The organism is Halorubrum wangae, assembly GCF_051194135.1.
Lineage (GTDB): Archaea > Halobacteriota > Halobacteria > Halobacteriales > Haloferacaceae > Halorubrum.
Genome location: NZ_JBLZNH010000002.1, coordinates 736,272 through 762,506, shown reverse-complemented (window position 1 = coordinate 762,506; position 26,235 = coordinate 736,272). Strand labels below are relative to the sequence as shown.

The 26,235-nt window shown below is 68.1% G+C and carries 20 protein-coding genes and 1 tRNA gene; 14 read left to right on the top strand and 7 right to left on the bottom strand.

Annotated features, from left to right (window positions below):
- Window positions 1-49 precede the first annotated feature (49 nt).
- Window positions 50-763: a molybdenum cofactor guanylyltransferase gene (locus ACNS84_RS09030; RefSeq protein WP_435074511.1), complete on the top strand. Its 714-nt coding sequence runs from the start codon at window positions 50-52 to the stop codon at window positions 761-763.
- Between the two features lie 42 nt (window positions 764-805).
- Here ACNS84_RS09030 and ACNS84_RS09025 read toward each other — a convergent pair whose 3' ends face one another.
- Window positions 806-1,327, bottom strand: a complete 522-nt coding sequence (locus tag ACNS84_RS09025) for a J domain-containing protein (protein WP_435074510.1) — start codon at window positions 1,325-1,327, stop codon at window positions 806-808.
- Window positions 1,328-1,435: 108 nt separating this feature from the next.
- Between ACNS84_RS09025 and mutS the strand changes: the two genes are divergently transcribed.
- Both mutS and mutL read left to right on the top strand, forming a co-directional pair.
- The gene (mutS, locus tag ACNS84_RS09020; protein ID WP_435074509.1) at window positions 1,436-4,288 is read left to right on the top strand and encodes a DNA mismatch repair protein MutS; all 2,853 of its coding nucleotides are present in this window, start codon (window positions 1,436-1,438) and stop codon (window positions 4,286-4,288) included.
- Entirely contained in the window at window positions 4,278-6,056 is a 1,779-nt protein-coding gene (mutL, locus tag ACNS84_RS09015; RefSeq protein WP_435074508.1) for a DNA mismatch repair endonuclease MutL, read from the top strand. The genes mutS and mutL overlap by 11 nt, the downstream gene beginning before the upstream one ends.
- Window positions 6,057-6,145: 89 nt before the next feature.
- On the opposite strand, the gene ACNS84_RS09010 is transcribed toward mutL, so the two are convergent.
- Both ACNS84_RS09010 and ACNS84_RS09005 read right to left on the bottom strand, forming a co-directional pair.
- Window positions 6,146-7,363, bottom strand: a complete 1,218-nt coding sequence (locus ACNS84_RS09010; RefSeq protein ID WP_435074507.1) for a mechanosensitive ion channel family protein — start codon at window positions 7,361-7,363, stop codon at window positions 6,146-6,148.
- Window positions 7,364-7,443: 80 nt separating this feature from the next.
- A complete protein-coding gene (locus tag ACNS84_RS09005; protein WP_435074506.1) occupies window positions 7,444-8,703 on the bottom strand; it encodes a DUF7115 domain-containing protein in 1,260 nt (419 codons plus the stop codon).
- A gap of 166 nt (window positions 8,704-8,869) precedes the next feature.
- On the opposite strand from ACNS84_RS09005, the gene ACNS84_RS09000 reads away from it, so the two are divergent.
- From ACNS84_RS09000 to ACNS84_RS08990, 3 genes are all read left to right on the top strand, one after another.
- Window positions 8,870-9,023, top strand: a tRNA-Met gene (locus ACNS84_RS09000).
- An 89-nt stretch (window positions 9,024-9,112) separates the two neighbouring features.
- The gene (locus ACNS84_RS08995) at window positions 9,113-9,607 is read left to right on the top strand and encodes a CBS domain-containing protein (protein WP_435074724.1); all 495 of its coding nucleotides are present in this window, start codon (window positions 9,113-9,115) and stop codon (window positions 9,605-9,607) included.
- Between the two features lie 198 nt (window positions 9,608-9,805).
- Window positions 9,806-10,039, top strand: coding sequence for a HalOD1 output domain-containing protein (locus ACNS84_RS08990; protein WP_435074505.1), 234 nt, complete (start codon window positions 9,806-9,808; stop codon window positions 10,037-10,039).
- Window positions 10,040-10,192: 153 nt separating this feature from the next.
- Here the strand turns inward: ACNS84_RS08990 and ACNS84_RS08985 are convergent, their stop codons facing one another.
- On the bottom strand, window positions 10,193-11,074 hold the full coding sequence (locus ACNS84_RS08985; protein ID WP_435074504.1) for a homoserine kinase: 882 nt from the start codon (window positions 11,072-11,074) through the stop codon (window positions 10,193-10,195).
- Window positions 11,075-11,204: 130 nt separating this feature from the next.
- Entirely contained in the window at window positions 11,205-11,456 is a 252-nt protein-coding gene (locus ACNS84_RS08980) for a DUF8006 family protein (protein ID WP_435074503.1), read from the bottom strand.
- 136 nt (window positions 11,457-11,592) lie between these two features.
- On the opposite strand from ACNS84_RS08980, the gene ACNS84_RS08975 reads away from it, so the two are divergent.
- From ACNS84_RS08975 to ACNS84_RS08950, 6 genes are all read left to right on the top strand, one after another.
- A complete protein-coding gene (locus tag ACNS84_RS08975; RefSeq protein ID WP_435074723.1) occupies window positions 11,593-12,870 on the top strand; it encodes a TIGR00341 family protein in 1,278 nt (425 codons plus the stop codon).
- A gap of 179 nt (window positions 12,871-13,049) precedes the next feature.
- A complete protein-coding gene (locus ACNS84_RS08970) occupies window positions 13,050-15,179 on the top strand; it encodes a formate/nitrite transporter family protein (protein ID WP_435074722.1) in 2,130 nt (709 codons plus the stop codon).
- A gap of 108 nt (window positions 15,180-15,287) precedes the next feature.
- Window positions 15,288-16,049, top strand: coding sequence for an SIMPL domain-containing protein (locus ACNS84_RS08965; RefSeq protein WP_435074502.1), 762 nt, complete (start codon window positions 15,288-15,290; stop codon window positions 16,047-16,049).
- 161 nt (window positions 16,050-16,210) lie between these two features.
- Window positions 16,211-17,293 carry a TAXI family TRAP transporter solute-binding subunit gene (locus tag ACNS84_RS08960; protein ID WP_435074501.1) on the top strand — a complete coding sequence of 361 codons (1,083 nt, stop codon included), beginning with the start codon at window positions 16,211-16,213 and terminating at the stop codon, window positions 17,291-17,293.
- A 181-nt stretch (window positions 17,294-17,474) separates the two neighbouring features.
- Window positions 17,475-17,972 (top strand): DUF1850 domain-containing protein, encoded by a 498-nt coding sequence (locus ACNS84_RS08955; RefSeq protein WP_435074500.1) that lies wholly within the window; start codon window positions 17,475-17,477, stop codon window positions 17,970-17,972.
- Complete coding sequence (locus tag ACNS84_RS08950) at window positions 17,969-20,824, top strand: TRAP transporter permease (protein ID WP_435074499.1); 2,856 nt, start codon at window positions 17,969-17,971, stop codon at window positions 20,822-20,824. Before ACNS84_RS08955 ends, ACNS84_RS08950 begins: the two co-directional genes overlap by 4 nt.
- An 86-nt stretch (window positions 20,825-20,910) precedes the next feature.
- Here ACNS84_RS08950 and ACNS84_RS08945 read toward each other — a convergent pair whose 3' ends face one another.
- Window positions 20,911-22,107 carry a multicopper oxidase domain-containing protein gene (locus tag ACNS84_RS08945; RefSeq protein ID WP_435074498.1) on the bottom strand — a complete coding sequence of 399 codons (1,197 nt, stop codon included), beginning with the start codon at window positions 22,105-22,107 and terminating at the stop codon, window positions 20,911-20,913.
- Window positions 22,108-22,270: 163 nt separating this feature from the next.
- Window positions 22,271-24,688 carry an amino acid permease gene (locus ACNS84_RS08940; protein ID WP_435074497.1) on the bottom strand — a complete coding sequence of 806 codons (2,418 nt, stop codon included), beginning with the start codon at window positions 24,686-24,688 and terminating at the stop codon, window positions 22,271-22,273.
- Window positions 24,689-24,805: 117 nt separating this feature from the next.
- Between ACNS84_RS08940 and ACNS84_RS08935 the strand changes: the two genes are divergently transcribed.
- The gene (locus ACNS84_RS08935; protein ID WP_435074496.1) at window positions 24,806-25,354 is read left to right on the top strand and encodes a metallophosphoesterase; all 549 of its coding nucleotides are present in this window, start codon (window positions 24,806-24,808) and stop codon (window positions 25,352-25,354) included.
- An 84-nt stretch (window positions 25,355-25,438) separates the two neighbouring features.
- Window positions 25,439-26,224, top strand: coding sequence for a hypothetical protein (locus ACNS84_RS08930; RefSeq protein WP_435074495.1), 786 nt, complete (start codon window positions 25,439-25,441; stop codon window positions 26,222-26,224).
- Window positions 26,225-26,235 lie beyond the last annotated feature (11 nt).

The following is a 26,235-nucleotide window of genomic DNA, read 5'->3' as shown; positions in this document are numbered from 1 at the left end:
CGCGTGTGTCACCGCAACCGGCAAGGTCTCGGCCCCCGCAGGGACAGGTATGACGACCGGAGCGATCATCGCCGGCGGGCGCTCCACTCGCTTCGGCGACCGCGACAAGTCCGTCGCGGACCTGGCCGGCGTTCCGATGATCCGACGGGTGGCGGATCGGCTCGCGGGGGCCGGCGACCCGGTTCCGCCGGGTGCGGCCCGCGCCGCGGGCGGCGATCCGGCGGTCGACGACCTCGTGATCAGTTGCCGCCCCGACCAGCAGGAAGCGATCGCCGCGACGCTCGACGGGTTCGCGCTCCCGGTCGCGTGGGCGCTCGACGAGGAGCCCGATCTCGGCCCCGTGGCCGGGATCCGCAACGCCTGTCGGGTCGCCGCCTCGGAGTACGTCGCGGTCGTCGCCTGCGACATGCCGTTCGTCGACCCCGCCTTTCTCGCGTCGCTGCGGGAGGACGCCGCGGGTCACGACGCAGCCGTCCCGCGGCTCGACGACCGCTGGTTCCAGACGACGCAGGCGGTGTACCGCGCGAAATCGATGGCCGCTGCCTGCGACCGCGCGCTCGCCGCTGGCGAACGGAAAGTGCTTGCGCCGTTAGAGCGGCTGGATCAAGTCATCGTCGACGACGAGGCCATCCGTTCGCGGACGACGGCACGGACGTTCACGAACGTCAACACTCGCGAGGAGTTCGCCGAGGCGGCGGTCGCAATCACGAGGGCAGTTGAGGGAGATGCCGACGCCAGCGGGTCCGCCGACGGCGAGCACTGACCCGTCTGTCGCTCCGATCGTCGGCCGACCGACATCCGTCGATCAGTTCTTCAGCGTCTCGTACGCCTGGTTCAGCTTTTTAAACGCCTCCTCGTCGCCGTCCGCGCTATCGGGGTGGAGTCGCTTCGCTCGCTCGCGGTACGTCGAGCGGATCGTCTCCTGACTGGCAGTTCGGTCGAGTCCGAGCGTCGCGTAGGCCTCGGGTTCGGACATCCCGTCGGCCGGCGGCGCGCGGTCCCGCGGGTCGCGTCGGTCGTCGGTCGTCGCACCGCCGAAGCCGCCGTCGGTCGCGCCCGCAGTCCGGTGCGCAGCGCGGCGGTGTTCGGCCGTGCGGGCGCGCCGCCGTGCCCGCTCACGTTGGGTCGGTCCCGCGCGTGCCGCCTCGCGGTGGACGCGGTCGCGGAGCTTCCCGCTGGCGTGGTACCAGAGGAAGTACGAGACGACGCCGAACGGGACGGCCACGGCCAGCAGCACCGGCGAGACGACGACTCCGGCGACGAGGAGGAGAGCCGTCAGTGCGATGAACGTCGCCGCCATGCCGACGATGATCGTCCGATTCGTCACGTGCGTAGTGAGGGTCCCATCGTTGTAAGCGTCTCGGCGGTCCGGGGACCGACCGCCGCGTCCGCCGCCTCCGTACCGTTTATGCCCGCGGGCGCCCGGGTTCGCGGTATGCCAACTGCGGACCGAGACGTCGCGACGGGGCTCCCGCCCGGGATCGCCGCCGCCCGCGAGGAGCTCACCCCGATGCTCTCGCAGTACGCTGACCTCTGTGCCGCCCACGAGGACGCGCTCGTGCTGTTCCAGGTCGGCGACTTCTACGAGGCGTTCTGCGAAGCGGCCGAGGCAGTCGCGCGGATCTGCGAGGTGACGCTCACGGAGCGCTCCGACTCGACCGGCGACTACCCGATGGCGGGGATTCCGATCGACAACGCCGCCCCCTACCTCGAGTCGCTGCTCGACGCCGGCTACCGCGTCGCCGTCGGCGATCAGGTCGAGGACGCCGAACAGGCGTCGGGGCTCGTCGACCGCGCCGTCACCGAAGTGATCACGCCGGGGACAGTCGTCGAGGACGACCTACTGGAGGCGGGGACGACCAACTACGTGGCGGCGGTGGCCGCGGGCGACGGGGGCGACGCCGACTCCGAGAGCGAGGTCGGCCTCGCGGCCGTCGACGTCTCCACGGGCGAGTGTCTCGTCACCTCGGGTGACCGCGACGCGGTCGCCGGGGAACTCGACCGGATCGCCCCGGCGGAGCTGATCGCGGGCCCCGGCGCCCCCACCTTCGAGCCATCAGATGCCGAGAACGGCTGGACGGTCCACGAGTACGACCCCGACGCCTTCGGGCGGCGCGCCGCCACGGAGCGACTGGAGCCGTACCTCCCGGCGCCTGACCGTCGGTTCGAGAGCGACGCCGAGCTTCGCGCGGCCGGCGCCGTCCTCGCCTACGCCGAGTACACTCAGGGCGACGACGGCCCGCTCTCGTACGTCACGCGGCTCCGACGGTACGACCCCCGTGACCGGTTGCGCCTCGACGCCGCCGCCCAGCGCAGCCTGGAGCTGTTCGAGAACCGCGGGCTCGGCGCCAGCGACACCCTGTTCGACGTGCTCGACGAGACAAGTTGTGCGCTCGGCCGCCGGTGTCTCGAGCGGTGGCTCCGGCGACCGCTCGTCGACGCCGACGCGATCCGGAGCCGCCACGACGCGGTCGGCGAGCTCGCCGAGCGCACGCTGGTCCGCGAGGGAGTCGCCGACGCGCTCACGGCCGCCTACGACTTGGAGCGCCTCGTGGGGCGCGTCTCTCGGGAGCGGGCCGACGCCCGCGACCTGCGCTCGCTGCACGCGACGCTCGCTGTCGTCCCGGAGCTGAAGGCGGCACTCGCGGGAGCGGAGGGAGAGGGCGCCTCCGACTCCAACTCCGACGCAGACCGCCCCCGCACCGACCACCTCCGCGACCTCCGCGACCGGCTCGACGAACTCGTCGAGGTCCGCGAGCTGATCCACGAAGCGATCGCCGTCAACCCGCCGCCGGAGATCACCGACGGCGGCGTGATTCGGGAGGGGTTCGACGACGACCTCGACGCGCTCCGCACGACCGAGCGCGAGGGGCGTGAGTGGGTCGCCGACCTGGAGGCGAGCGAGCGCGATCGCACCGGGATCGACTCGCTGTCGGTCGGGCACAACCAGGTCCACGGCTACTACATCGAGGTGACCGACGCCAATCTCGACCGGGTCCCGGACGACTACCACCGTCGGCAGACGCTGAAGAACAGCGAGCGCTACTACACGCCCGAACTCAAGGATCGCGAGGAGGAGATCGTCGGTGCCGCCGAACGCGCGAACGCGATGGAGTACGAACTGTTCGCCGAGGTTCGCGAGCGCGTCGCGGCCGAAACGGAGCGAATACAGGGGCTCGCGGACGCGCTCGCCGAACTCGACGCGCTCTGTTCGCTGGCGGCGGTGGCCGTCGCGGGCGACTACGTCCGCCCGACGATCGTCGACGACCCCGACGCCGGAGTCGAGATCGAGGGCGGGCGCCATCCCGTCGTCGAGCGCGCCGAGGCCTCGTTCGTCCCGAACGACGTCGACCTCGCGCGGGGGTCCGTCGCCGTCATCACCGGACCGAACATGAGCGGGAAGTCGACGTACATGCGGGCGGTCGCACTGGCGGTCGTCCTGGCGCAGACCGGCTCGTTCGTCCCCGCGCAGGCGGCCTCGATCCCCGTCTTCGACCGGCTGTTCACCCGCGTGGGCGCCTCCGACGACATCGCGGGCGGGCAGTCGACGTTCATGCGCGAGATGAGCGAGCTGACGGAGATCCTCCACGACGCCGGCCCGGACTCGATCGTCCTGCTCGACGAGGTTGGCCGCGGCACCGCGACGACCGACGGGCGCGCCATCGCCCGCGCGGCCGCCGAGTTCGTCCACGACGAGCTGGGCGCCACCGCGCTCTTCGCCACCCACTACCACGGGCTCACCGACCTCGCCGAGGAGCGCGAGCGCGTCTTCAACCTCCACTTCACCGCAACCCGCGAGGACGGCGACGTCACGTTCCTCCACCGGGTGGTCCCCGGCGCCTCCTCCTCGTCGTACGGCGTCGAAGTCGCCGAACTCGCCGGCGTTCCCGCACCCGTCGTCGAGCGCTCTCGGTCGCTGGTGGCCGCGGACGAGACCGACGGCGCTCACTCGTCGGACGCACGCGACTCAGAGGAGACGGACGCGTCGCCCGAGGACCTCGACCCGCCGGCAGACGCCGAGGAGCCGGACGACGTCTCGCTCCGCGAGTTCCTCGCTGAGGAAGGTGCGGGCGACGACGCGGGCGACGGTGACACGCGGACCGCGGGTGAGAGTGAGGCGTCGACCAGCGGCGACGGAAACGCCTCGACCGCGGGCGACCGGACCGAGGGCGACGACGCGAGCGACCTCGCCGCCCACCTCCGCGGGATCGACCTCGCCCGGATGACGCCGATCGAGGCGCTGAACGCCCTCCACGACCTCCAGTCGAGGCTCGACGATGGCGGGTGAGGAGCGCGCCGGGAGCGATCAGCCGGCGGAGGCCCGGGATGGCGCGGCGGAGTCGCCTCGGGTTCGCCGGCTCGAACCGGCCACGGTCGATCGGATCGCCGCTGGAGAGGTGGTCACTCGACCGGCGCGTGTGGTCGGCGAACTGATCGACAACGCGCTCGACGCCGGCGCCTCGGCCGTCGAGGTGACGGTCGACGGCGACGGTACCGACCGGATACGCGTCGTCGACGACGGTCGCGGGATGTCTCGCGCGGACGCCCGTCGCGCGGTCGAGCGCCACGCGACCAGCAAACTGGCGCCCGACGGCGACCCGGTCGGCGTCGACTCGCTCGGATTCCGAGGCGAGGCGCTGGCCGCGATAGCCGACGCCGCGAGGCTCGAACTGACGACGAACGACGGCGGCGCTGCGGGGACGCGAGTGGTCGTCGACGGAAACGCCGCGACCGCGGGTGACCGGACCGAGGGCGACGGCGAGAGTATCGAGGCGTCAGACGCCGGCCGAGCCCGCGGAACCACGGTCGTCGTCGAGGAATTGTTCGCGACGCGCCCGGCGCGCCGAGAGTCGCTCGCGGGGGCGGCCGCGGAGTTCGCGCGGGTTTCCGCGCTGGTCGCCGATTACGCCCTCGCGAACCCGCAGGTCGCGTTCACGCTGGTACACGACGGGTCGACCACGCTGTCGACGCCCGGCACCGGCGTGACAGACGCGCTGTTCGGCGTCTACGACCGCAAGACAGCGAGCCAGTCGACCGAACTCGCCGCGAGCGTCAGGGTCGAGACAGAAGAGAGCGAATCCGTGGCGACCTCGGTCGACATCGCCGGCGCGCTCGCGTACCCCTCGGTGACACGCGCTTCGCGCGATCACGTCAGAGTCTCGGTGAACGGGCGGCCCGTGCGGAACGACCGGCTCGCGGCCGCGGTCCGGGCGGGGTACGGCCGCCTGCTTCCGGACGGTCGCGAACCGGTGGCGGCCGTGGATTTGCGCGTCCCGCCCGTCCGCGTCGATCCGAACGTTCACCCCGCGAAGCGGGAGGTCGGACTGCGCGACGCCGACCGGATCGCGAATGTGGTCGAGTCGGCAGTCGCGGACGCGCTCACGGGGGCGGACCTCCGACGGAAAGCCGACGTCGACACAGGGGTCGAGTCGGCGCTCGTTCCTGTCGGCGGCGAGGAGGGCGAGCGTCCAGCCGCCTTCGCGGACGCAGAGCCGATCGGGACCTTCCGCGACCTCTACCTCCTCGTCGAGGCCGGCGACGAACTACTCGTCGTCGACGGCCACGCCGCCCACGAGCGCGTGAACTACGAGCGCCTCTCCCGCGCGTTCGACGATGAGCCAGTGCCGACCGCCGCGCTAGACCCGCCGGTAATCTGCTCGCTGTCGACCGACGAGGCCGCGGCCGCGGAGGCGCACGCTGACGCGCTCGCGGCGCTGGGCTTCGAGACGGCACCGTTCGGCGGCGGGACCGTCAGGCTCCGGAGCGTGCCGGCGCCGTTCGGCCGAGCAGCCGACGCGGACGCGTTCCGCGACGCGCTGGCGTCGCTGTCGGGAGGTGAGTCGCCGCGGGACGCCCGCGAGGCATCGCTCGCCGACCTGGCGTGTCACCCGTCGCTAAAGCGCGGCGATATCGGGGAGCTGACCCGAGAGGAGCAACGATCGCTGTTGGATCGGCTCGGCGAGTGCGACCGACCCTACGCCTGTCCGCACGGTCGGCCGACGGTGTTGTCGGTCGACGAGGCGACTTTTGCGGCTGGATTTGGGCGGGATCGGTGACGAAGCCGCCCGCCCCGCGCCTCTCGGCTATCGATCGCCGGTGACACGTCGTCTGAGGACGTTCGGAGCCGAGCGAAGGCGACGCAGCCTCAGACCGGCCGGTCGCTCGCGCGGCCCTCCCCAGCGCTGTCGAACTGCTCGACCCGCTCGACAGACTCTTCCGTCGATTCGGGTGAGTACGAGACGGTCCGCTGCGGGTACGGAATGGTGATTCCGGCGTCGGTGAAGCGGTCTTGAATCAGCTCCACGGCGGTCGCCTTCGAGCGCCACCGAGCCTGCGGCGTCGGTGGGTCGATCCAGAAGCGGAGGTCGAGCAGGATGGCGGAGTCACCGAATCCGGAGGGGATGGCGTACGGCTTCGGATTGTTGGCGATCGTGTCGATATCTTCGAGGACCGCCTCCGCGATTTCGCTCGCGACGTCGGGGTCGTCGTCGTACCCAATGCCGACCTCCATGTGGATGCGGAGCCGACCATCACGGCTCCGGTTCGTGATCGCCTGATTGGTGACGAGGTCGTTCGGGACGACGACGTACTCGCCGTCGAAGTTCCGCATGTGGGTGTTCATGATCGTGATGTCGGTGACGAACCCCTCCTCGTCGCCGATGGCGACCCAGTCGCCGATCTCGAACGGCCGGGCGAACATCAGGACGAAGCCGGCGATGAGCGAGCCGAGGGTCTGTCGAGCCGCCATCCCGAGCACGATGCCGAGGAAGCCCGCGCCCACGAGGAGGCCGCCGAGGTTCACGCCCCAGATACCGAGGACGGTGATGCCCGCGACGACGAGTAGTCCAACCTGCATGATACGGGTGAGGAGCTGCTCTTGATGGGCTGTGATACGGTCGCTGTCGTCGGAGAGCGCGGAGACGTACGCCTCGAGCACGTCGCTCGCGACGTACGCGCCACCGAGCAACAGCCCCGAGAGCACCGCTCGCCCGGCGACCGTCGCAGCGTTTTCCGCGACCGGGAGAACCGCGACGACGACCGCAAACTGTCCCCACAGCGTCAGCACGGCGACGGCGGCGAGTGCGAACAGCGCGATCTGGAGGAGACCGACGAACAGCCGCAGTGTGAACGAGACGGGAATCGCCTCGCGCAGCGTCTCGACGGAGGACTCGCCTCGGCCGTCGAGGAAGCGCTCTAACCACCCCGCGAAGAGGCGCTCGCCCGTCCGAACGGCTCGCGGAAGCAACAGCCATCCAATTCCGAGCGTCAAGAGGAGAATGCCGGCCGTCACGGCGAGGCGCGCTTCCGGCGTCACGACGCCCCCCAGCGCCGCGTCGATCCAAGGGCCGAGTTGTGCGGTCACGCTCTTCGACTACGCCGTCGCACGTAAAAATGCATCTTCACAGCTATCGATTTGGAGAATCTCGGCCGGCCGCGCACCCCTCAGCGTCCGCGCCGAAGCTCCTCGATCAGCTGTTCGATGAGCGCCGACTGCCGATCGAGCCGCTCGGACTGCTCCTCGACGGTGTGGCGCAGCCTCGCCACCTCGGTCGCGAGGTCCTCGCCCTCGACGCCAGCGGTCTCGAACGGCGAGCCGTCGAAGGCATTGGCGTCGGTGGTGTCCGCCTCCCCCGGCGTCGCCGGCTCACCGGGTGCGGTCGGCACGGTCTCGCTCCCTGCGGGTTCGCCGGCGGCGTCGCTCGCGAAGTCGGCCTCGTCGGACGGTTCTGCGTCGACCGCCGGCTCCGCGGCCGGGCTCTCGGCCAGCGGATCGGTGTCGACGGCGTGGCCGGCGAGGGCGTCGCCGGCCTCGGCACCGAGCGGGTCGGCGTCGTCGACCGACTCCTCAGCTATCGGTTCGGCCGCCGGGTCTGCCCCGCCGGCGGGCGCGGCCGTGGTAGCACTGTCTCCCGTCCCCTCGTCCTCGGGTATCGACGTCGCCCCCGCGCTCAGTTCCGCTTCCGCCTCGGCCTCCGCGTCGGCGACCGGCGAGGCTGACAGCGGGTCGGGGCCTTCGCCGAAATCGGTGGTGCTGTCGGCGTCGGCGTCAGATTCGGCCTCGTCGTCGGCGACCGTCACGCGGAACTCCTCCAAGCTCCCGACGTCGTGGTAGTCGCAGACGGCGTCGACGAGGGTCTCGCGGAGGTCGCGTGCGGACTCGTTCGGGGCCTTGAGTCGCTCGGAGCGGCCGCCGTGAGCGAGCACGACGGAGGTCGCGACCGTCCCCTCCTCGAAGTCGAGGTCGGTGAGGTCGGCGTACGGGAACTCCTCGAACTCCTCGTCCCAGACGGCGGAGCCGACGTGTTTGACGAGTCGCTCGCTGGTCACGACGAGGGTGAGTTCCGAGAAGCGGAAGGTGCGGAGGACCGTCTCGCCGGGGTCGGTGACGCCCGTCGCGGAGAGGACGCCGGCGAGGATTGGGTGGAGGACCTCGTCCGCGCGCTTCGCCGGCAGCGAGAGGGTCTCGTCGCCGCCGAGGCCGTAGCCGAGGGTGAGTTTCGCCTTGCGGCGGCCCGTCGAGACCGCGATACGCTCGACGTCGTGGGAGTACTCCGCGACCGACTCGTCCGACAGCAGCCCGTCGCCGCGATAGACGAGCGTTCGCGTCGGCGTCACCGCGAGCCGGTCGTCTCCCCCCAATGAGACCTCGGCGACGACGCTCTCGTCGCCGACGGTCTCCACAAGCAGGTCGGGAAGGCTCATACCCCGGAATTTTCCCCGCCCCGCATAAATCCGCGGGGTCCGGTTCTCAGATCAGACAACGCGGGACTCGGTCGCCGCCGGCTCCCTCCCGCCGGCTCTGTCACCACCTCACATTCCTCCGATGGATGGGAAGCTTAAAGGGTCTCATCGCGGTACGAAACAGTGAGGCCGGGTGGCTTAGCTGGACATAGCGCCGCACTCATAGGGTTCGGAGATTCGGTGCGGTGACGCCTTGGAAGCGTCCGCGTCCTTCCCGTGGCTCCGCCGAGCCTCGGACCTGGGACATGCGGAGATCGTGGGTTCGGAGCCCACCCCGGCCACTTTTACCTGCTCTCCACACGTGACGAGCCACTGCGCGCTCATCGCGCTGGTCGAAACGACTACCACGCCCGGACACGACGGCGAAGATATGCACGCGCGTGACCTGATGGAGACGGACGTGAAGACGCTCGCCCACGACGAGGACGTCGCCGACGCGTTCAGGAAATTCGCTCGCTATTCGTTCAGCGGCTTCCCCGTCGTCGACGACGAGGACCGCGTGGTCGGCGTCGTCACCGAGTCGGACCTCGTCGATCTGTTCGAGCCCGACGACGAGACGCTGTGGATTCCGATCGGGCTCCCGCCGTTCGTCGACACGCTCACGTATCAGGTGAAGGCGCCGTGGGCCGACCTTGATCTTGGCGTCGACATGGTTCGGAACGCCGACCGACCCGTCTCCGACGTGATGAGCACTGACGTGGTGACGGTAACCCCTGACGCCGACGTCGACGCGGTGCTCGACCTGCTCGCCGGCGAGGGCCCCGACATCAACCGGGTTCCCGTCGTCGACGACGACGGACGCATCGTCGGGATCATCGCCCGCCAGGACGTGATCCGCGCGTTCCGCGACGAGCGGTTACGCTGAGCGGAGCGAAGACCACGCCGTTGCCGCCGGTCGGACCGAGACGTGAGTGAGAGTCGATCCCGCGACGAGTGCCGGGGACGTGCGAACGGTTTAGTCGCACGCAACGGCCCTCTCGGTTTCGGTCACCGTCACGCGACCGGCAGCCGGTGTGCAGCGGCGGATCAACAACCTCTTACAGGATTACTCGAACTGAGAGGTATGGACGCAGACTCTCCTTCAGAGAGTGTTATTCAGGGTATCTCCGAAGCAGAGGGGGTAGATGAGGAAAGTATCGACCCGCTGTTCAATACAATCGATCCCGACGCACTGGATCAGATCTTCCGGAATCTGTCTAACGGCCCGAATCGGACCGGCGGAAAAGTCGAATTCACCCACGAAGGGTACGACGTGACCGTGTGGGCCGACGGCGGCGTCTCGATAGAGAAATCTTGATAGAGAAATAGACCGTCTCGGCTGCTCTGGTGTGCGTTTTTCTTCTGTACGGCACTTGAGGCAGCGGACCGCCTGTGGGTCGAGGTTGCGAGACGGTTGGGGGTCGAAACTGCGACGCCGTACTCCGCTACCCATCGAGAACGTGTCTCGCCGTCACTCCTCCAGTATCGTCGACCCTTGCCCGATCCGACTCTGGTAGGCACGGGCGTCGATCCCGGCGTCAGCGAAGGCGTCGAGCATCGCGGCGGCAACCCCACGCCGGTGCCCCTCGCGACAGACGGCGAGGATTGCTGGGCCGGCACCGCTGACCGTGACGCCTGCGGCGCCGGCCTCGAAAGCGGCGGCGCGCACGTCGTCGTATCCGTTGATCAGTCTCGCGCGCTCGGGCGTGACGACGGGGTCGGACATGCCGGCGCCGACGAGGTCGGGGTCGGAGCGACACATGCCGATCGCGAGGGTGGCCGCGTTTCCCACCGTCTCGACGAGGTCTTCCATCGATGCGGATTCGGGGACGACCCGTCGCGCGTCGCGGGTCGAGACCGCGATGTCGGGGAGACAGACGACGAGGGGGACCGCCGCGTCAACCGAGTGCGTGCCGTCCTGCGTCGTCACGGTGAATCCGCCGAGGATCGAGGGCGCGACGTTGTCCGAGTGGGCGACGCCGGAGACGACGGCCTCCCCCTCGGCGGCGATCGGGACCAGTTCGGACCGGGAGAGCCCGCGGTCGTACAGCTCGTTGAGTCCGACGGCGGCGCCCGCGGCGCTGGCGGCCGACGAGCCGAGCCCGGAAGCCGGGCGGACGCCCTTATCGATGTGGATGCGCGCGGGGGCGTTGAGGGCCTCGACGACCGCGCCGACGGTGTTCTTCTTGGGGTCTTCGGGGATGTACTGCGCGCCGACCCCGGTGACCTCGATCGTCGTCTCCGCCGCCTTCTCGACGGTGACGACGTCCGCCGGCCGCGTGAGGGCCGCGCCGAACACGTCGAACCCGCTACCGAGGTTCGCGCTCGTCGCGGGTGCCCGTACCGTAACCATGCCGATGAGTGTAGCCCGGGGTGCAAAAAGGAGCGGGATCGAACAACGGCGGCCGAACGGGAGCCGATCGAGGTGCGTCGCTGGGGGCGGGGGGCGACGGCGGAGAACGGGTCGGAGGGGCGCGCGCCGATTAGCTGTCGGCCATCGTCCACAGCAGCGTGCCGATGAGGATGAGCGGGATGCCGATGAGGATGTACGTCTTCGGCATCGTCGTGTACGGCGCGACGAGGAATATCAGCCCGAAGCCGCCGAAGACGGCGGCGATCACGCGCTGGGACTTCAGCGGCACGGATCCGAGCAGCGAGACGATAAACCCGAGCAGTATGACGTGCCCGAGATGGTAATCGAGCAGGAACGTGTCGATAGCCAGCGGCGAGAGCATTCTTGTTCGAAGGTCCGAGGGATTCGCGCATTAAAGTTCCGTTTCTCGCGGACCGACGGTGCCGCTCGACCCGGGATCCCACCGCTCCTTATAAGCGTCGGCGGTGAAACTGCCCATCGTGCGACTCGTTCAAGTCATGATCCCGGCGGGAAAGCGCGCGGCGGTGATCCGCGCGCTCGACGACGAGGGGGTGGACTACGTCGTCACCGACGAGACGAGCGGCCGCAAGTACACCGCGGTTGCGATGTTCCCGCTCCCCACCGCCGCGGTCGAACCCGTCTTGGAACGCCTCCGCGAGGCGGGGATCGACGAGCGGACCTACACCGTCATCGTCGCCGCCGAGACAGTCATCTCCCACCGCTTCGAGGCGCTCGAGGCCGAGTACGAGAGCAACGGCGAGCGCAGCAGCGATCGAATCTCCCGTGAGGAGCTACAAGCGAAGGCCGACGACCTCGCGTCCGGTCTCGGCACGTACGTACTGATGACGGTGATATCGGCGGTGATCGCAACCGCGGGCCTCCTGCTCGACTCGCCGGCGACGGTGGTGGGGTCAATGGTGATCGCCCCCCTGATCGGTCCGGCAATGTCCGCCGCGATCGGCACGGTCGTCGATGACGAGGAGATGTTCCAGCGCGGTGCGCGGATGCAAGTTATCGGGGTCCTCGTCGCGGTCGCGGCAGCGACGCTGTTCGCGTTCGCGTTGCGGACGCTCGCGTTCGTGCCGCCCGGATTCAACCCGCTCGAACTCGCGGAGGTGTCGGAACGGCTCGCCCCGAACGTCCTCGTACTCGTCGTGGCGATCGGTGCCGGCGTCGCCGGGATCGTCTCGCTGATGACCGGCGTCTCCGCGACGCTCGTCGGCGTGATGATCGCGGTGGCGCTCATCCCGCCCGCCGCCGCCGTCGGTATCGGGATCGCCTTCCAGATCCCTCGGCTCGTACTCGGCGCGGGCGTGATCGTTGCGGTGAACGTCCTCTCGATCAACCTCTCGGCGCTGGTGATGCTGTGGTACGAGGGGTACCGGCCGCAGCGGTGGTTTCGCGAGGACGAGGCACGCTCGGCGCTGGTGAAGCGCGTCGCGGTACTCGTCGCCGCCATCGCGGTGTTGTCGGTGTTCCTCGGCGGCGTGACCTACGATTCGTACGTTGCCTCGACGACCGAGTCCGACATTCGGACCGCCGTTGGCGACGAACTGGAAACGATGGACGCCGGACTGGAACTGATCGAACTCAACGTCGAGCGCCGCGGGACCCTGCCGCCCCTCAACACCGAACGCGTGGTGATCACGGTCGGGGCGCCGCCGGGCGGAGGCGGCGCAGAAGACATCGCCGAGACCCTCGACCGACGGATCGAGGCGACGATCGGCGACGAGGTCGCGGTGGAGGTCCGGCTCGTGACAGTCGATCGAGCCTGACTCGGCCTGCCCTCGATCGCTAACGCGTCTCTCGACGCCGGGTGGCGATCCGGGCGGTTTCTGAGAGAACGCCACAGCCGGGCGTTCCACGGCGAGTGGCAAAAGAGCAAGTACTTTTTACCGTCTCGCCGGTGGCTACGGTAGTGACCGATTCGACACACCCCGACGACGACGATTCGATGCGCGAGGTCGTCGAGCGCTCCCGAAGCGGAGCGCCGGCGGTCGGTGAGGCGGTCCGAGACCGCTTCTCTTCCGACGAGGTGTTCCAGCGAATCGTCGCCGCCGCGGACGAGGAAGTGACCTCCGGGGGACGCGAGCTCTTCTTCAGCGGCGTCGCCGCGGGACTGGCCATCACGATCACCTTCATGCTGTACGCCTCGCTGACGGCGGCGACGGACGGCCACCCGATACTGAGCGTCATGCTGTATCCGCTCGGGTTCGTCTACATCATCATCGGCGGGTACCAGCTGTACACGGAGAACACGCTGCCGCCCGTCGCGCTGACGCTCGAACGGCTCGCCAGCCTGCCGACGCTGTTGCGCCACTGGACCATCGTCCTCGCCGGGAACTTCACCGGCGGGGCGTTCGGCGCCGTCGTGCTCTCGTACGGCGGCGTCTTCAGCGGCGACACCGTCGAGTCCGCCATCTACATCTCTAGCGGCGGACTGGACGTCGGCTTCTGGCCCCTCTTCTTCAAGGCCGCGATGGCGGGGCTGATCGTCGCCGGAGTCGTCTGGGTCGGGTTCGCCTCCACGAACTCCGTCACCCGGTTGGTCGTCGTCTACCTCGCGTTCCTCGCGATACCGCTCGGTGACCTCTACCACGTCGTGGTTTCGTTCACCGAGGTGCTGTACCTGTTGTTCGCGCAGAGTCTCGGGCTCTACACCGGCGGGATCACCATCGTCGGCGGGCTCGGCGGCTTCGTCCTTCCGGTCCTGCTCGGAAACACGATCGGTGGGGTGGTGCTCGTCACGCTGGTGAACTACTTCCAGACCAGCGAGGAACGGCTCGAAGAGGCGCGCTTCGAGGGAATGAACCGGCGGCTGACGGTGCCCGAGTGGGTGCTCGGCCGGGCCGCGGGGCGCTCGTACGTCCCGATACTGGACGCCACGGAGGCGACGCTGTTCGCCAGCGAGGGGCATCGGATCATGGTGCCGATCACGAACCCGCGGGCCGACGGACCGATCGTCGAACTCGCGAGCCGACTCGCCAGCGACCACGAGGAGGGACTCGTTCACATCGTCCACGTCGTGCAGGCGCCCGAGCGCATGTCGCTGTCGGCCGGCGCGGGGCGGATCGCCGACGTCTCCGAGGAGGGGATGTCGGGGCTCCGCGAGACGGCAGAGGGGTACGACATCAACGTCTCGACGTCCACCGTCGTCTCGCACCGCTCGTTCGAGGAGGTGTTCAACATGGCGCGACGGACCCGTCCGGACGCCGTGCTGATGGGGTGGGGCGAAGACCAGCTGTGGAACGCCGCGCGCGCGGAGCGTCCGATAGACGAACTCACCAACCAGCTTCCCTGCGACTTCCTCATCCTGAGCGAAAGCGACCTCGACACCTCGCGGGTCCTCCTGCCGACCGCCGGCGGCCCGGACTCGGCGCTCGGCGCGGAGGTCGCAGGCGTGCTCTCCCGGACCGCCGGCGCGGAGGTGTCGCTGCTGCACGTCGTTGACGGACCGAAGGACCGTGCCGCCGGGGAGGGGTTCCTCGCGAACTGGGCGATCGAACACGGCCTCGACGACGCGAAGCGGATCGTCGATACCGGCGGTGACGTCGAAGGCGCCATCGCGCGCGAGGCCGCGAACAACACGCTCGTCATCATCGGTGCCACGGAGAAGGGACTGCTCTCCCGGCTCGTCTCGAACTCGCTGCATTTGGACGTGATCCACGACGTCGACTGTTCGGTGCTCCTCGCCGAGCGCCCGAGCAGCCGCTCGATCCGCGAACGCCTGTTCGGGCCGGGACGTCGGGTCACCGGCCCGCAGAACGGTGGCGTCGAGCGCGACTCCGACGCGTCGCAGGGCGCCGCGCTCTCGGGGCCCGACGATTCGGGTCCCATCCCGGAGCTCACGCGGACGGGCGACGAGCCGGAGCCGGCCGACGAGGGCGAACCCGCTGAGGAGTCAGCGGCGCCGGCAGAACGGACGGAGTCGGCGGTTATCACCGACCACGAAGATCCGGACGACGAGGAGTCCGACGGAGACGAGAGGGCCGACGGCGAGAGAGACGAGACGTCACCGGAGCGGTCGGTCGTGACCGATCACGATGATCCGGACGAAACGGACGACGCCGAAGACGCGGCGTAACCGACGGCGTCCCGTGCTCGACCGCGCTAGCTCACGCGGCGGCCGATAACGCAAAGAGCTCTTTGTCTCACCGGCGACTTATTGTCGGTTCAACGTGGTATAACGAACATGGACCGAAGACTGATGACTGCAGTGGGAGTCGCGTTGCTCGTCGCGCTCGCGGGCTGTTCGGGAGTCACCGGAACGACCGGCGACATCGGCGCCGACGCGAACCCGGTCTCGGCCGAGGAGCCGACGCTCGAACGGAGCATCGAAGTGACCGCGAGTGGCGAGGCCACGACCGAACCGGACCGCGCCACGATCCGCGTGGCGGTGACCGCCACCGGCGACACCTCGGCCGCCGTCCGCGATGATCTCGCCGACGCAGACGGGGCGCTTCGCGCGGCCCTGACCGACTGGGGGATCGACGAGGACGACATCCGAACCGACGTGTACGACGTCCGCGAGACGTACGAGACCAGAGAGAATCCGGACCGAGCGAAGTATCAGGGCATCCACCGATACGCGGTCACGATCGACGACGTGGACGCGGTCGGTGACGTGATCGATGTCGCAGTGGACGCCGGCGCCGACGAGGTACAGCGGATCGAGTTCGGACTGAGCGAGGAGCGCGAGCGTGAGGTGCGCGCGGCAGCCATCGAGAACGCGATGGCGAACGCCGACGCCGACGCGGCCGTGCTCGCGAACGCCAGCGGGCTCGAGGTTACCGGCGCCTACCGCGTCTCCACCGCTGACTCCGGGGTGACGCCGTACCGCATCGCGGAAACCGCGATGAGCGGGGACGACGGGGGCGCCTCGACCGGAATCGAGACCGGTGACGTGACCGTCAGGATCACCGTCAACGTCTTGTACGGCGCCGCACAGGCCTGAGCCGTCGCCGAGGAGAGGTCTGTTTCCGACGCCGCGCACGCGATCGGCGAAACGTGACACACGTGATATTCGTTTCGGATCTGGTGACTTTGTTCAATTCGTTCATGTCTTACTGCGCTTTCACCGACAGGTACATACGGTTTCGATCGAAAGAGTATGCCATGCAGGACGATTACATCCCAGAAGATATCGATCGTCGTAAAATGCTCAAAGGCGCCGCGGCTGCCAGCCTGATCGGCATCGCGGGCTGTTCGGGGAACGGCGGGGACGGCGGTGACGGTTCCGACGGCAGTGACGGCTCCGACGGCGACGACGGAATGGACGGCTCCGACGGTTCCGACGGCGGCGACGGCTCCGACGGCTCCGACGGCGACGACGGCGGCGACACGGAGACACGCCTGAGCTGGCACGCTGGCGGAACCGGCGGGACCTACTTCCCGCTCTCGAACGAGATCAAGACGATCGTCGAGGCCAACACCGACTTCTCGCTGAACGTTCAGTCCACCGGGGCGAGCGTCGAGAACGTCGGCAGCCTCGCAGACGGCTCGGCCGACTTCGCGCTGATCCAGAACGACATCGCCTCGTTCGCGAAGAACGGAACGGGCATCGACGCCTTCATCGACAACCCGATCGAGAGCCTCCGGGGCGTCGCGACGCTGTACCCGGAGACCATCACGCTGGTCACGCTGGCGGAGAACGATATCTCCTCGGTGAACGATCTCAGCGGCGCGACGATCAACACCGGTGACCTCGGGTCGGGTACCCAGGTCAACGCGAATCAGATCCTGGAGTCGCTCGGTGTCACGGACTACAACGAGCAGAACGCCGGCTTCTCGCAGGCGTCCGAGCAGCTCGCCAACGGCGACATCGACGCGGCCTTCGTCGTCGGCGGCTGGCCGGTCGGTGCGATCGAAGACCTCGCGAACACGAACGACATCCAGATCGTTCCGATCGCGGGCGACGACCGCGAGGCCGTCAAGGCTGACGCCTCCTGGTTCGCGAACGACACCATCCCCGGCGGCACGTACTCCGGCGTCGATGAGGACATCGAGACCGTCGCCGTGCAGGCGATGATCGCCACACATTCGGGCGTTCCGGCCGACACGGTCGAGACGGTCACCGCGGCCATCTTCGACAACCTCGACGAACTCACGATCAAGACCGACTTCATCACCGTCGAAAGCGCGCAGGACGGGATGTCCATCGAACTGCACGAGGGAGCCGCGGCCTACTTCGACGCGTAAGCGCTCCGAAGACGCCTCGAACGCGGACGGCTCGCTCGGGCTCGGAACGGCGGCCGAGCGGACGGCGCTTGCCGAGAGACGCCCCCGCTCGCCGCGGGACGGCGTCCCGGACAGCCACCCGCGCACCTCGAAAATCAATTCACGTCGCCAGAACTCAGCGTTATAACTACTACCCTAATACATGGGCCGCCTTTCTCAGCAGAACGTCGGTGCAGCACTTCTCGCGCTTGTGGTGTTCGGGTTCGTCCTCGTCGTAGTGACCGCTCCTATCGGGGCCGTCCTCGTCGTCGAGGACATCGACTCGGGCGAGCGGTACGTCGCGGAACCGGTGAACGAAGGGAGCACGGTCGCGCTCGAGTACACGCACAGCGTCGAGAAATCCCGTGTGTACGACGAGTACCGGGTCGACGGACAGACGCTCGTGAACACACGGATGGAGTTCGAGTCGTACGGGTGGGGGCTCCCCGCGCGCGTCAACGTCACGAACGTGAACGGGACTCTCGTGTACGAGCCCGCAGAACCGATAACCGAACTCGAACGACTCTCCGTCTCACCGGGGCGGATCGCCGGCCACACGCTGATCGTTGACGAGCGACGGTATGACCTCGTCGCGGTCACCGACGCCAACGACGTGACGTTACACATCGAACGACAGTCGCTTCTCGAGATGATCCTATGACCACGACCAACCGGAACGACGGCGGCATCGACGATCCGAACGACGACGGCCCGGGAGGACCGCCTCCCGGAGAACCCGGCGGCGACGGGTCGGGCGCGGGCGATCCGCCGGAGGACGTGGAAGGAGATCAGCTCTCCCGCGAGGAGGCGGACGAGTTGATACAGGAGATCGAGCGCCGCCGCTCGTTGCAGGGGATCGCCGCGGTGGCGGTCGCGGTGATCGGGATCATGTTTTCGATCTTTCAGCTGTTTCTCGCCGCACGGAGCTTCACGTTCGAGGTCTGGCTCCCGACCGTCGAGATCGCTGGGATCTCGCTCAGCCCGGTGCAGATCTCGCTCCAGCTCCTGCAGGCCAACGCGATCCACGTCGCCTTCGCGCTCGTGCTTACCTTCCTGCTGTTCCCGGTGAGCACCGGCGACGGAATCATCGCACAGAGCTTCGGTCGGATCGTACCGGCGGCGTCTCAGCGCCTCGGTGACCAAAACCCGGTTACGCGGGTGATCGAACGGGTTCGGGCGGGGGTTCGCTGGGCGATGCTCGACCCCGACCGCGACCGAGTGACGCCGATTGACCTGGTGTTCATCGTCATGGCGTTCATGTCGGCGTTCTACTTCCTGACGGAGTTCGCCGAGATACAGAACATGCGCGTCTTCGGGGTTGACTCAGGGCGCCCAATTACCGAGGTGTACGCGTTCCTACAACCGCTGCTCGGCGGGATTCCGTTCGTGAGCGAATACTCGTACGCGATGATGCTCGGCGCCATCGGCGTCCTGCTCGTGTTGGAGGCCACCCGCCGGACGCTCGGTCTCCCGCTGATGATCATCGTCGCGACGTTCATCGTCTACGCCCGCTGGGGATACCTCATCAGTTCGAGCACGCCCTTCCTCGGCCTGCTCGCGATCCCGGAACTCACCTGGCCGGACATCGTCCAGAATCTCTGGTACAACACCGAAAACGGGGTGTTCGGTATCCCGGTGACGGTGTCAGTGAGCTTCATCTACATCTTCATCCTGTTCGGCTCGTTCCTCGAAATGAGCGGGGCCGGCCAGTGGTTCATCGACCTCGCGTACGCGCTCACCGGGGGTCGTAAGGGCGGCCCGGCGAAGGCGAGCATCCTCGCCAGCGGGTTCATGGGAACGATCTCTGGCTCGTCGATCGCGAACACCGTCACGACGGGCGCGTTCACGATCCCGCTAATGAAGCGGTCGGGCTACTCGCCCGAGTTCTCGGGCGCCGTCGAGGCGTCCGCGTCGTCGGGGGGGCAGATCCTCCCACCCGTGATGGGAGCGGCCGCCTTCCTGATGGTCCAATACACGGCGACGCCGTTCGCCGACATCATCGTCATCGCGACGATTCCCGCCATCGTCTTCTTCTTCGGCGTCTGGGTGATGGTTCACCTCAAGGCGGTCGAGGAGGGCATCGGCGGCGTCTCGGGCGAAGACACGGTCGGTCTCTGGGGCCACTTCAAACGCGGCTGGTTCTACCTGGTGCCGATCGGGCTCCTCCTGTACTACCTCATCATCGAGCGGCTCTCGGTCTCCCGCTCGGCGTGGTTCACACTCGTCGCTCTCGTCGGACTGATCGCGCTCGTCTCGGCGTACAGCGATGAGACACGGCTGCGTCTTGCCGCCATCTTCGCTGCGATCGTCGGCATCGAAGTGGCGAGCCACATGCTGGCCGGAGTGAACGTCATCGGCCTCCTCACCGGCTCTGGCGAAGCGGGGCTGCCGGTCGGCCAAGCGTTCACCGCGATACTCGCGGGGATCGAGTGGTATGCGATGCTTGCGGGAGCGCTCACGCTGCTGTCGAAGCCCGACCTCGACGCGTCGCTGCTCGATCTCAACCCGTCGGTTCGAGACACCGCTGAGACGATCGGCGATCGGACCGGCCGAGACTTGGAGGACAGTCAGCCGTTCAAGCTTGCCACCTTCGTCGTCACGTCGATGGAGCAGGGCGCGCGCACCGCGGTCCCTGTCGTGGTCGCGGTCGCGGCCGCGGGGATCATCCCCGGCGTCATCAGCGTCTCCGGGCTCGGCCCCAACCTGACCTCGCTGCTGCTGGCGCTCTCGGGCGGTTCGATCGTGGTCATGCTACTCGTGACGGCCGTCTCGAGCATCATCCTCGGAATGGGGATGCCCACGACGGTCACGTACATCATCCTCATCTCGATGCTCGCGACGCCGCTCGTGGAGTTCGGCATCCCGCTTCTGGCCGCCCACCTGTTCATCCTCTACTTCGGTGTGATCGCCGACATCACGCCGCCGGTGGCCGTGGCGGCGTACGCCGCCAGCGGGGTCGCCAAGTCCGATCCCTTCGAGACCGGCGTGAAGGCGTTCTCGCTGTCGCTGAACAAGGCGATCGTCCCCTTCGCGTTCGTGCTCGCGCCGGGGATCGTGCTGTTGCGCGAGAAGGCGAACGCCGCCGATCTGCCGCTTCGAGAACGGTACCGCGTGATCGGGTTCCAGGACCTCGCTGAGCTAAGCTACTCGGTCCCCGAGATCCTCGTTCCCGTCATCGGGGTGTTCCTCGGCGTGGTCGCGCTCGGGGCGACCGTCATCGGGACGCTGTACACGCGCGTCGGCCGGCCCAGCCGCGCCGCGTTCGCCCTCAGTTCGCTGCTTCTGATGGCACCGGGACTGCTTTCCGAGTCCGTCTTTGACACGCTCGGGCTCGTCGGCGTGAGCGTCTCCGTCGACGCGCTCCTCCTCGACTTGACCCTGCGTGCCGCCGGCTTCGTCCTGTTCGTCGTGCTGACCGTCCGAAACCGGCGGAAGGCCGACAGCGAGGGCGACGACGGGACCCACGCCGGCGTGGAGTCGGCCGAGGTCTCCACCGGCGCCGACTCGGCCTGAGCGAGCTGTCAACGTATTTTGACCGGAAAAGCTGTAAAAGCGCGACCGGGAAACAGGCTCGGCAGATTCTAGAAGGGCGTCCCCCGTCAGGCCTCGTAGCCGGCCATATCCATCATGGACGCGAACTGTTCGGTGTCCGTGACGCTCTCGTACGCCAGCCCACCGATCATCCCGCCGGGGTAGGTGTCGCCGTTCATGGCGTGGTTCACCTTGTGACAGTGGAGCGCGTACACGCCCGGGTCGGCGCTGGCGGTGAACTCGATCGTCTTCCGCTCGGCGGGCGCGATGGGAATCACGTCCTCGCGGTGTCGGGCGGCCTCGGGGATGACGCCGCCGTCCTTCTCCACGACGGTGAACCCGTGGTTGTGGGTGTGCATCGCGTGCGACTCGTAGCCGGCGTTGACGTAGTGAATCCGGACTCGGTCTCCCTCCTCGACGATGAGCGGCGACCCCTGCTCGGGGTGGAAGGTGTACGGAGCGCAGCGACCGTTCACGGTGAACGCGTCGGGGTTGCGGTCGCGGTGACTGAAGTCGACGTCGCCGCCGGCCATCATGGAGGACAGGCGAGTGTCCCAGTCTTTGATCGTCATGAACGCCTCCTTGTCGGGGGCCTCGTACCCCTCCGGGTCGACGCGGAGGATCCCGTACATCCCCATGTCGAGGTGGTTCTGCGTCTGGTAGTGGCAGTGGTAGAAGTGGGTCCCGGGCTGGTTCGCGGTGATCTCGTAGGTGTGCTTCTCGCCGGGCGCGACCTGCTGTCCGGTCGTCGTGGGGACGCCGTCGTCCATCCAGCTCTTCGAGAGCCCGTGGACGTGGAACGTGTGCGGGCGGTTGTGCGCCGAGTTGTCGTAGGTGATCTCCATCTCGGTCCCCTCGGTCACCCGAAGCAACGGGCCGGGGACGCTGGGGTCCGTGTCCGGCGTCTGCCACGCCCAGACCTCGGGCAGTTCCCACGGGCCGCCCTGCGTCTCGTCGCCCAGCAACTGGTGGCGACACGGCGTCGTGGACACCGTGATCTTGCCGTCTCGCTCGTCGAGGTCGATTGTCGACCGCGGGGTCGTGTACGGGTGGTCCGTCGCCACGTCGGTGGAGTCGCTCCCCGACCACTCCTCGACCTGTTGGGCCGCCGCCCCGCTGCTGGCCGCGTTCTCCGCGCCGCTCGCGCTCTCGGCACGCGGCGCGCCACAGCCCGCGATCCCGGCCGCCCCGAGCGCCGCGGCCGTTGCGAGGAACCTGCGTCTGGAATTCGTGCGTCGACCGTCGTTGTCACCGTCTCTCGTCATATCAGAACACCGACGGCGCAGTGTATTAAGCTGGAAACCGGATCAACAGATCGTGAGAATGAGGTCTGAACTCGGCACGTTTTTATAGTAGAGTAGTGCCGTCGTGGTCTCTCCGCGGTCTCCCGGCCGCATCGGCCGGGCACCGCTGTGGAACACGTCCGAGCTACTCCTCGGCCTCGGGCTCGGCGGCCTGTGTCGGGCGACGCTGAATCCCCCTGAGGTACCGGTAAATCGGGTACACGTACTCCTCGATGGGACCTTGCACCCCGCGCGGACTCGAGTACACCAGCACCGGCACGCCGCTCCCCTCAGCGAGTTTTATCACGTTGTCTGGAGTGCTCCCGAAGACGCGACGCCGGAGGCGACGGGTCCGGGTGGCCCCGATGAGCAAGATACCGCCGTTCTCGCTCGCCTGATCCACCAACCCGTCGGCGATCGTCTGGGCGGTGATATTGTGGATCTGAACCGACGCCGCGTGGGGGAGTCCGGAGACGGTCGCCTCCGCGTTCTCCGGGCGGCCCTCGCCGCCTTCCGGCGTGATGTTGATGACGTGGATCTCCGCGTCCTGCTCGCCCATCCGGTCGATGAGCGAGAGCAGGTCCATGTGGTGCGGGCCACCGCCGGCCCCGATGTTGACCACGTTGAGGTCCTCCGGACCCATCACGCCGTTCGCGAACAACACCCCGCAGGGAGACTTGTACTCCACGTGTTCGGCGATCTCGGTGTGCTCTTCGGGATAGCCCATCAGCACGAGGTCGGACCCCTCGTCTCGCGCCGACTGGACGATGTCGAAGCCGACGTCCCGACAGGTGTGTCCCTCGACAGTGTAGGACGTGTCGAGGTCCTCGGCCGCCAGCAGGTCTTGGATGCGTCGCACACGGCCGCGAGTGATCTCCTCGACCGCCTCGTACGGCGTCTGTTCGGGGATCTGCGTGACGGTCATTACGTCGACGAACGTCTCGCCCGGCTGGAACTCACCGATCGCCGCCGCGAGTCGGAGGTATCTGACGGCTCGGTCCGGCCGTGCGACCGGGACGAGGATGCGGAACGAGTCCTCGCTCGACACCTTCGGAGCGCCCGTCGCTGCGTCGGTGGGTTCGGCGGTATCGACGTCGACCCCGGCCGTCCCCTCCGTCTCCACTCGGCCGTCGGGTCCGGTCGGCGGGACCACCTCCGTGTACAGTTCGTCCATGTCCGGCTCGCCGCCCCAGATCAGATACAGCGCGAGCACGAGAACGACGAGGATGATACCGACGACGACGCCTTTCACCGGAAGGTTGGTGATGAGCGCGACGTTGGCGAGAACGCCGATGATCGGAATCACCGGAACGCCCGGCACTCGGAATCCGCGCTCGAGGTCCGGATACCGTCGCCTGGAGTAGATGAGCGCGATGTTGACCACGGAGAGCGGCAACAACAGGTTCAGCGTCGCGAACCCGGTGAGCGTCGTCAGCCCCAAGTTGGTGAGGGTGATCGGCCCGAGCGCCGGCAGCGCCACCGTGAGATCGAACGGGATCGCACCGCCTTCCGCCGGAAAGAGCCCGATGAACACGACGATCAGCGCGACGATCACACCCGTCGCCGACATCACGCTCCAGAACGGGGTGCCGTACTGCCGGTGGATGCGCGAGAACGGCCGCGGCGCCTGCCCCTGTCGGCCCATCAGCGACCCGATCCCGCTGGCCGCGAGGATGCTCGCGTTCGACGCGCTCACCATGCTGAAAATCGCCCCGGCGACGATGAGCGAGCGCCCCATCGGACCGAGGAATCCGGCGGCGACGCGGCCCATCGCGGTCTCACCTTCCCGGGCGATGACTTCGGCCGGGACCGGCGAGTTCACCATCGACACGATGACGAGCGCGTAGAGGATCGTCACCGTGAGAATGCTCGCACCGATCGCGAGCGGCACCGTCCGGCGTGGTTCGATGATTTCACCGGCGCTCGCGGCGATCGCGGAGAATCCGAAGAAGGTGATGAACGCCAGCGCGGCGATAGAGACGATGCCGACCACGTCGGTGCTGAAGCCGGCGGCGAAGGTGCCGACGGCAACGGCGGGGCCCCTGAACGCGAAGGCGCCGCCGACGAACGCCAGGAGGACGGCCACCTTGGCGCCCGTCACGAACAGCTGAAAGGTCCCGCTTTCCTCGGTCCCACGAGCGTTAAGCGCGCCGAGCAGCAGCGCCGCGAGCACGCCGGAGGTCCCGTGGGGGAGGAAATGAAGCCCCTCCGGAAGGATGAATCGGACCACCCACTCGTCCATCGTTGCGAGGTAGAAGGCGGTCGTGCCGGTGTAGCCTAAAAACAGCATCGCGCCGACGACGTAAATCAGCGTGTCGTGCTCGAAGGTGCGAGAGGAGAACAGGTAGCCGCCGCCGTTCTCGGAGTAGATCGACGCGAACTCCGAGTACGACGCCGCGGTCAGGCTGGCGACCACCGCCGCGATGACGAAGGCGATCACGGCGCTGCTCCCGATCTCCGCGACCGCCGTGCCGGACAGCGAGAATATCCCCGCTGCGATCATCGTCCCCAGCCCGATCGCGTAGGCTATTTTGAAGTCAAGCGTTCGGGTGTGCTCTACCATTGAGAGACGATCCGAAACCGGCATACCAAAAACTATTGATCCGGTACTTGTCCCCGGGAGAGATTGTCGAATCCGAACGCACGGGGACTTTATTCGCCTCCGCCGCGAACCGCCGCCATGCGCGTCGGTATCGTCTCCGACACTCACGACGACCTCGCCGCCGTCGAGGCGGCCGTATCGCTGTTCGACCGCAAGGGCGTCGACGCCGTCGTCCACTGTGGCGACTTCGTCGCGCCGTTTTCAGTGACTCCCTTCGACGTCGGCGGTGTCGACTTCTACGCCGTCCGTGGCAACAACGACGGTGAGTGGGCGGTCGAGTCGACCGTCGAGTCGTTCGGCACGTACCTCGGCGAAGCCGGAGTGCTCACGTTCGGTGGCGGGGGGAGCAACGGGGAGGGCGTCGACGTGGCGGTCACCCACGGAACGAGCGGCGTCGTCGTCGACGCTCTCGTCGACTGCGGCGATTACGACTACGTTCTCCACGGTCACACGCACGCCCACGGCGTCGAAGAGCGCGACGGGACGGTGCGTGTGAACCCCGGCGGCATGCCTATCCCGGTCGACGGCGCGGACGACGCCTTCCACGTTGCGACGCTTGACATCGGGGGCGGCAACGAGGGAGCAAGCGGCGCCGACGCGGTGACGCATCACACGCTCGATCTCTGATGGAGGGTCGCGACGCGACGATCGACACGCAAACGGTCGTTTGCGTCATCGGGGGCCTTTTGAAGTGTCAGTCAAAGACGGTGTATGGACAGGCGTACGTTCCTCCTCGGGGCTGGCGGGGCGGCGAGTGCCCTCGCCGGCTGCGCCGACCTCGACGCGCTCGGTGACTCGACCGTCGCCGAGCGAAACCTTCCGAAGCGACCGACTGACCCGACGCCCGAGTCGGTTGCGGCGTACGTCGCGGAGTACGAGGAGGTCCGCGCGCACAACCGCCACGCGAGGGCGGGCGCGACCGAGGTGACCGTCGAGGCGGTCGCGACGTTCGATCACGCCGCCGGCGGCGACAGCTTCGCGACCGCCCAGCACGCCGGCACCGCCTCCTACGACGACGAGGGCGACAGAACAATCGATGAGGTGACCGGCCGTCCGGTGCCGTATCTGGTCGCCTCAGACCGGACGCTCCGAATGCCGGTCGAACGTCGGCGGGTCGGAACCGACGCGTCCGATCGGCCGTCGAACGAGACGACGTCGCCCCCACTCGGCGTCCGGCTCTGCAACGTCAGCGACGAGCCGCGCGAGTTCGCGGTGACGGTGATCCGGCGCGACGCCGAGCAAAGTCACGACGCCGACGGCGGGGCGGTCCTCTCGACGGCCGTCGGGCTCGGTCCGGAGCGCGCTCTGGAACTGCTGGCGATCACCGACGTTCGCGGAACCTACCGCGTCACCGCCAGCATGGAGGACGGCGGCGTCACCGGACAGGGACGGATCGATGTCGGGCTGCCGAGCGCCGACCGCGGCCCCAACGTCGACGTAATCGTCGACGACGGCGGCGTCTCCGCGTGGCACCTCCCCTCCTTCGAGGGAATCTGAGCTGAGTTGCC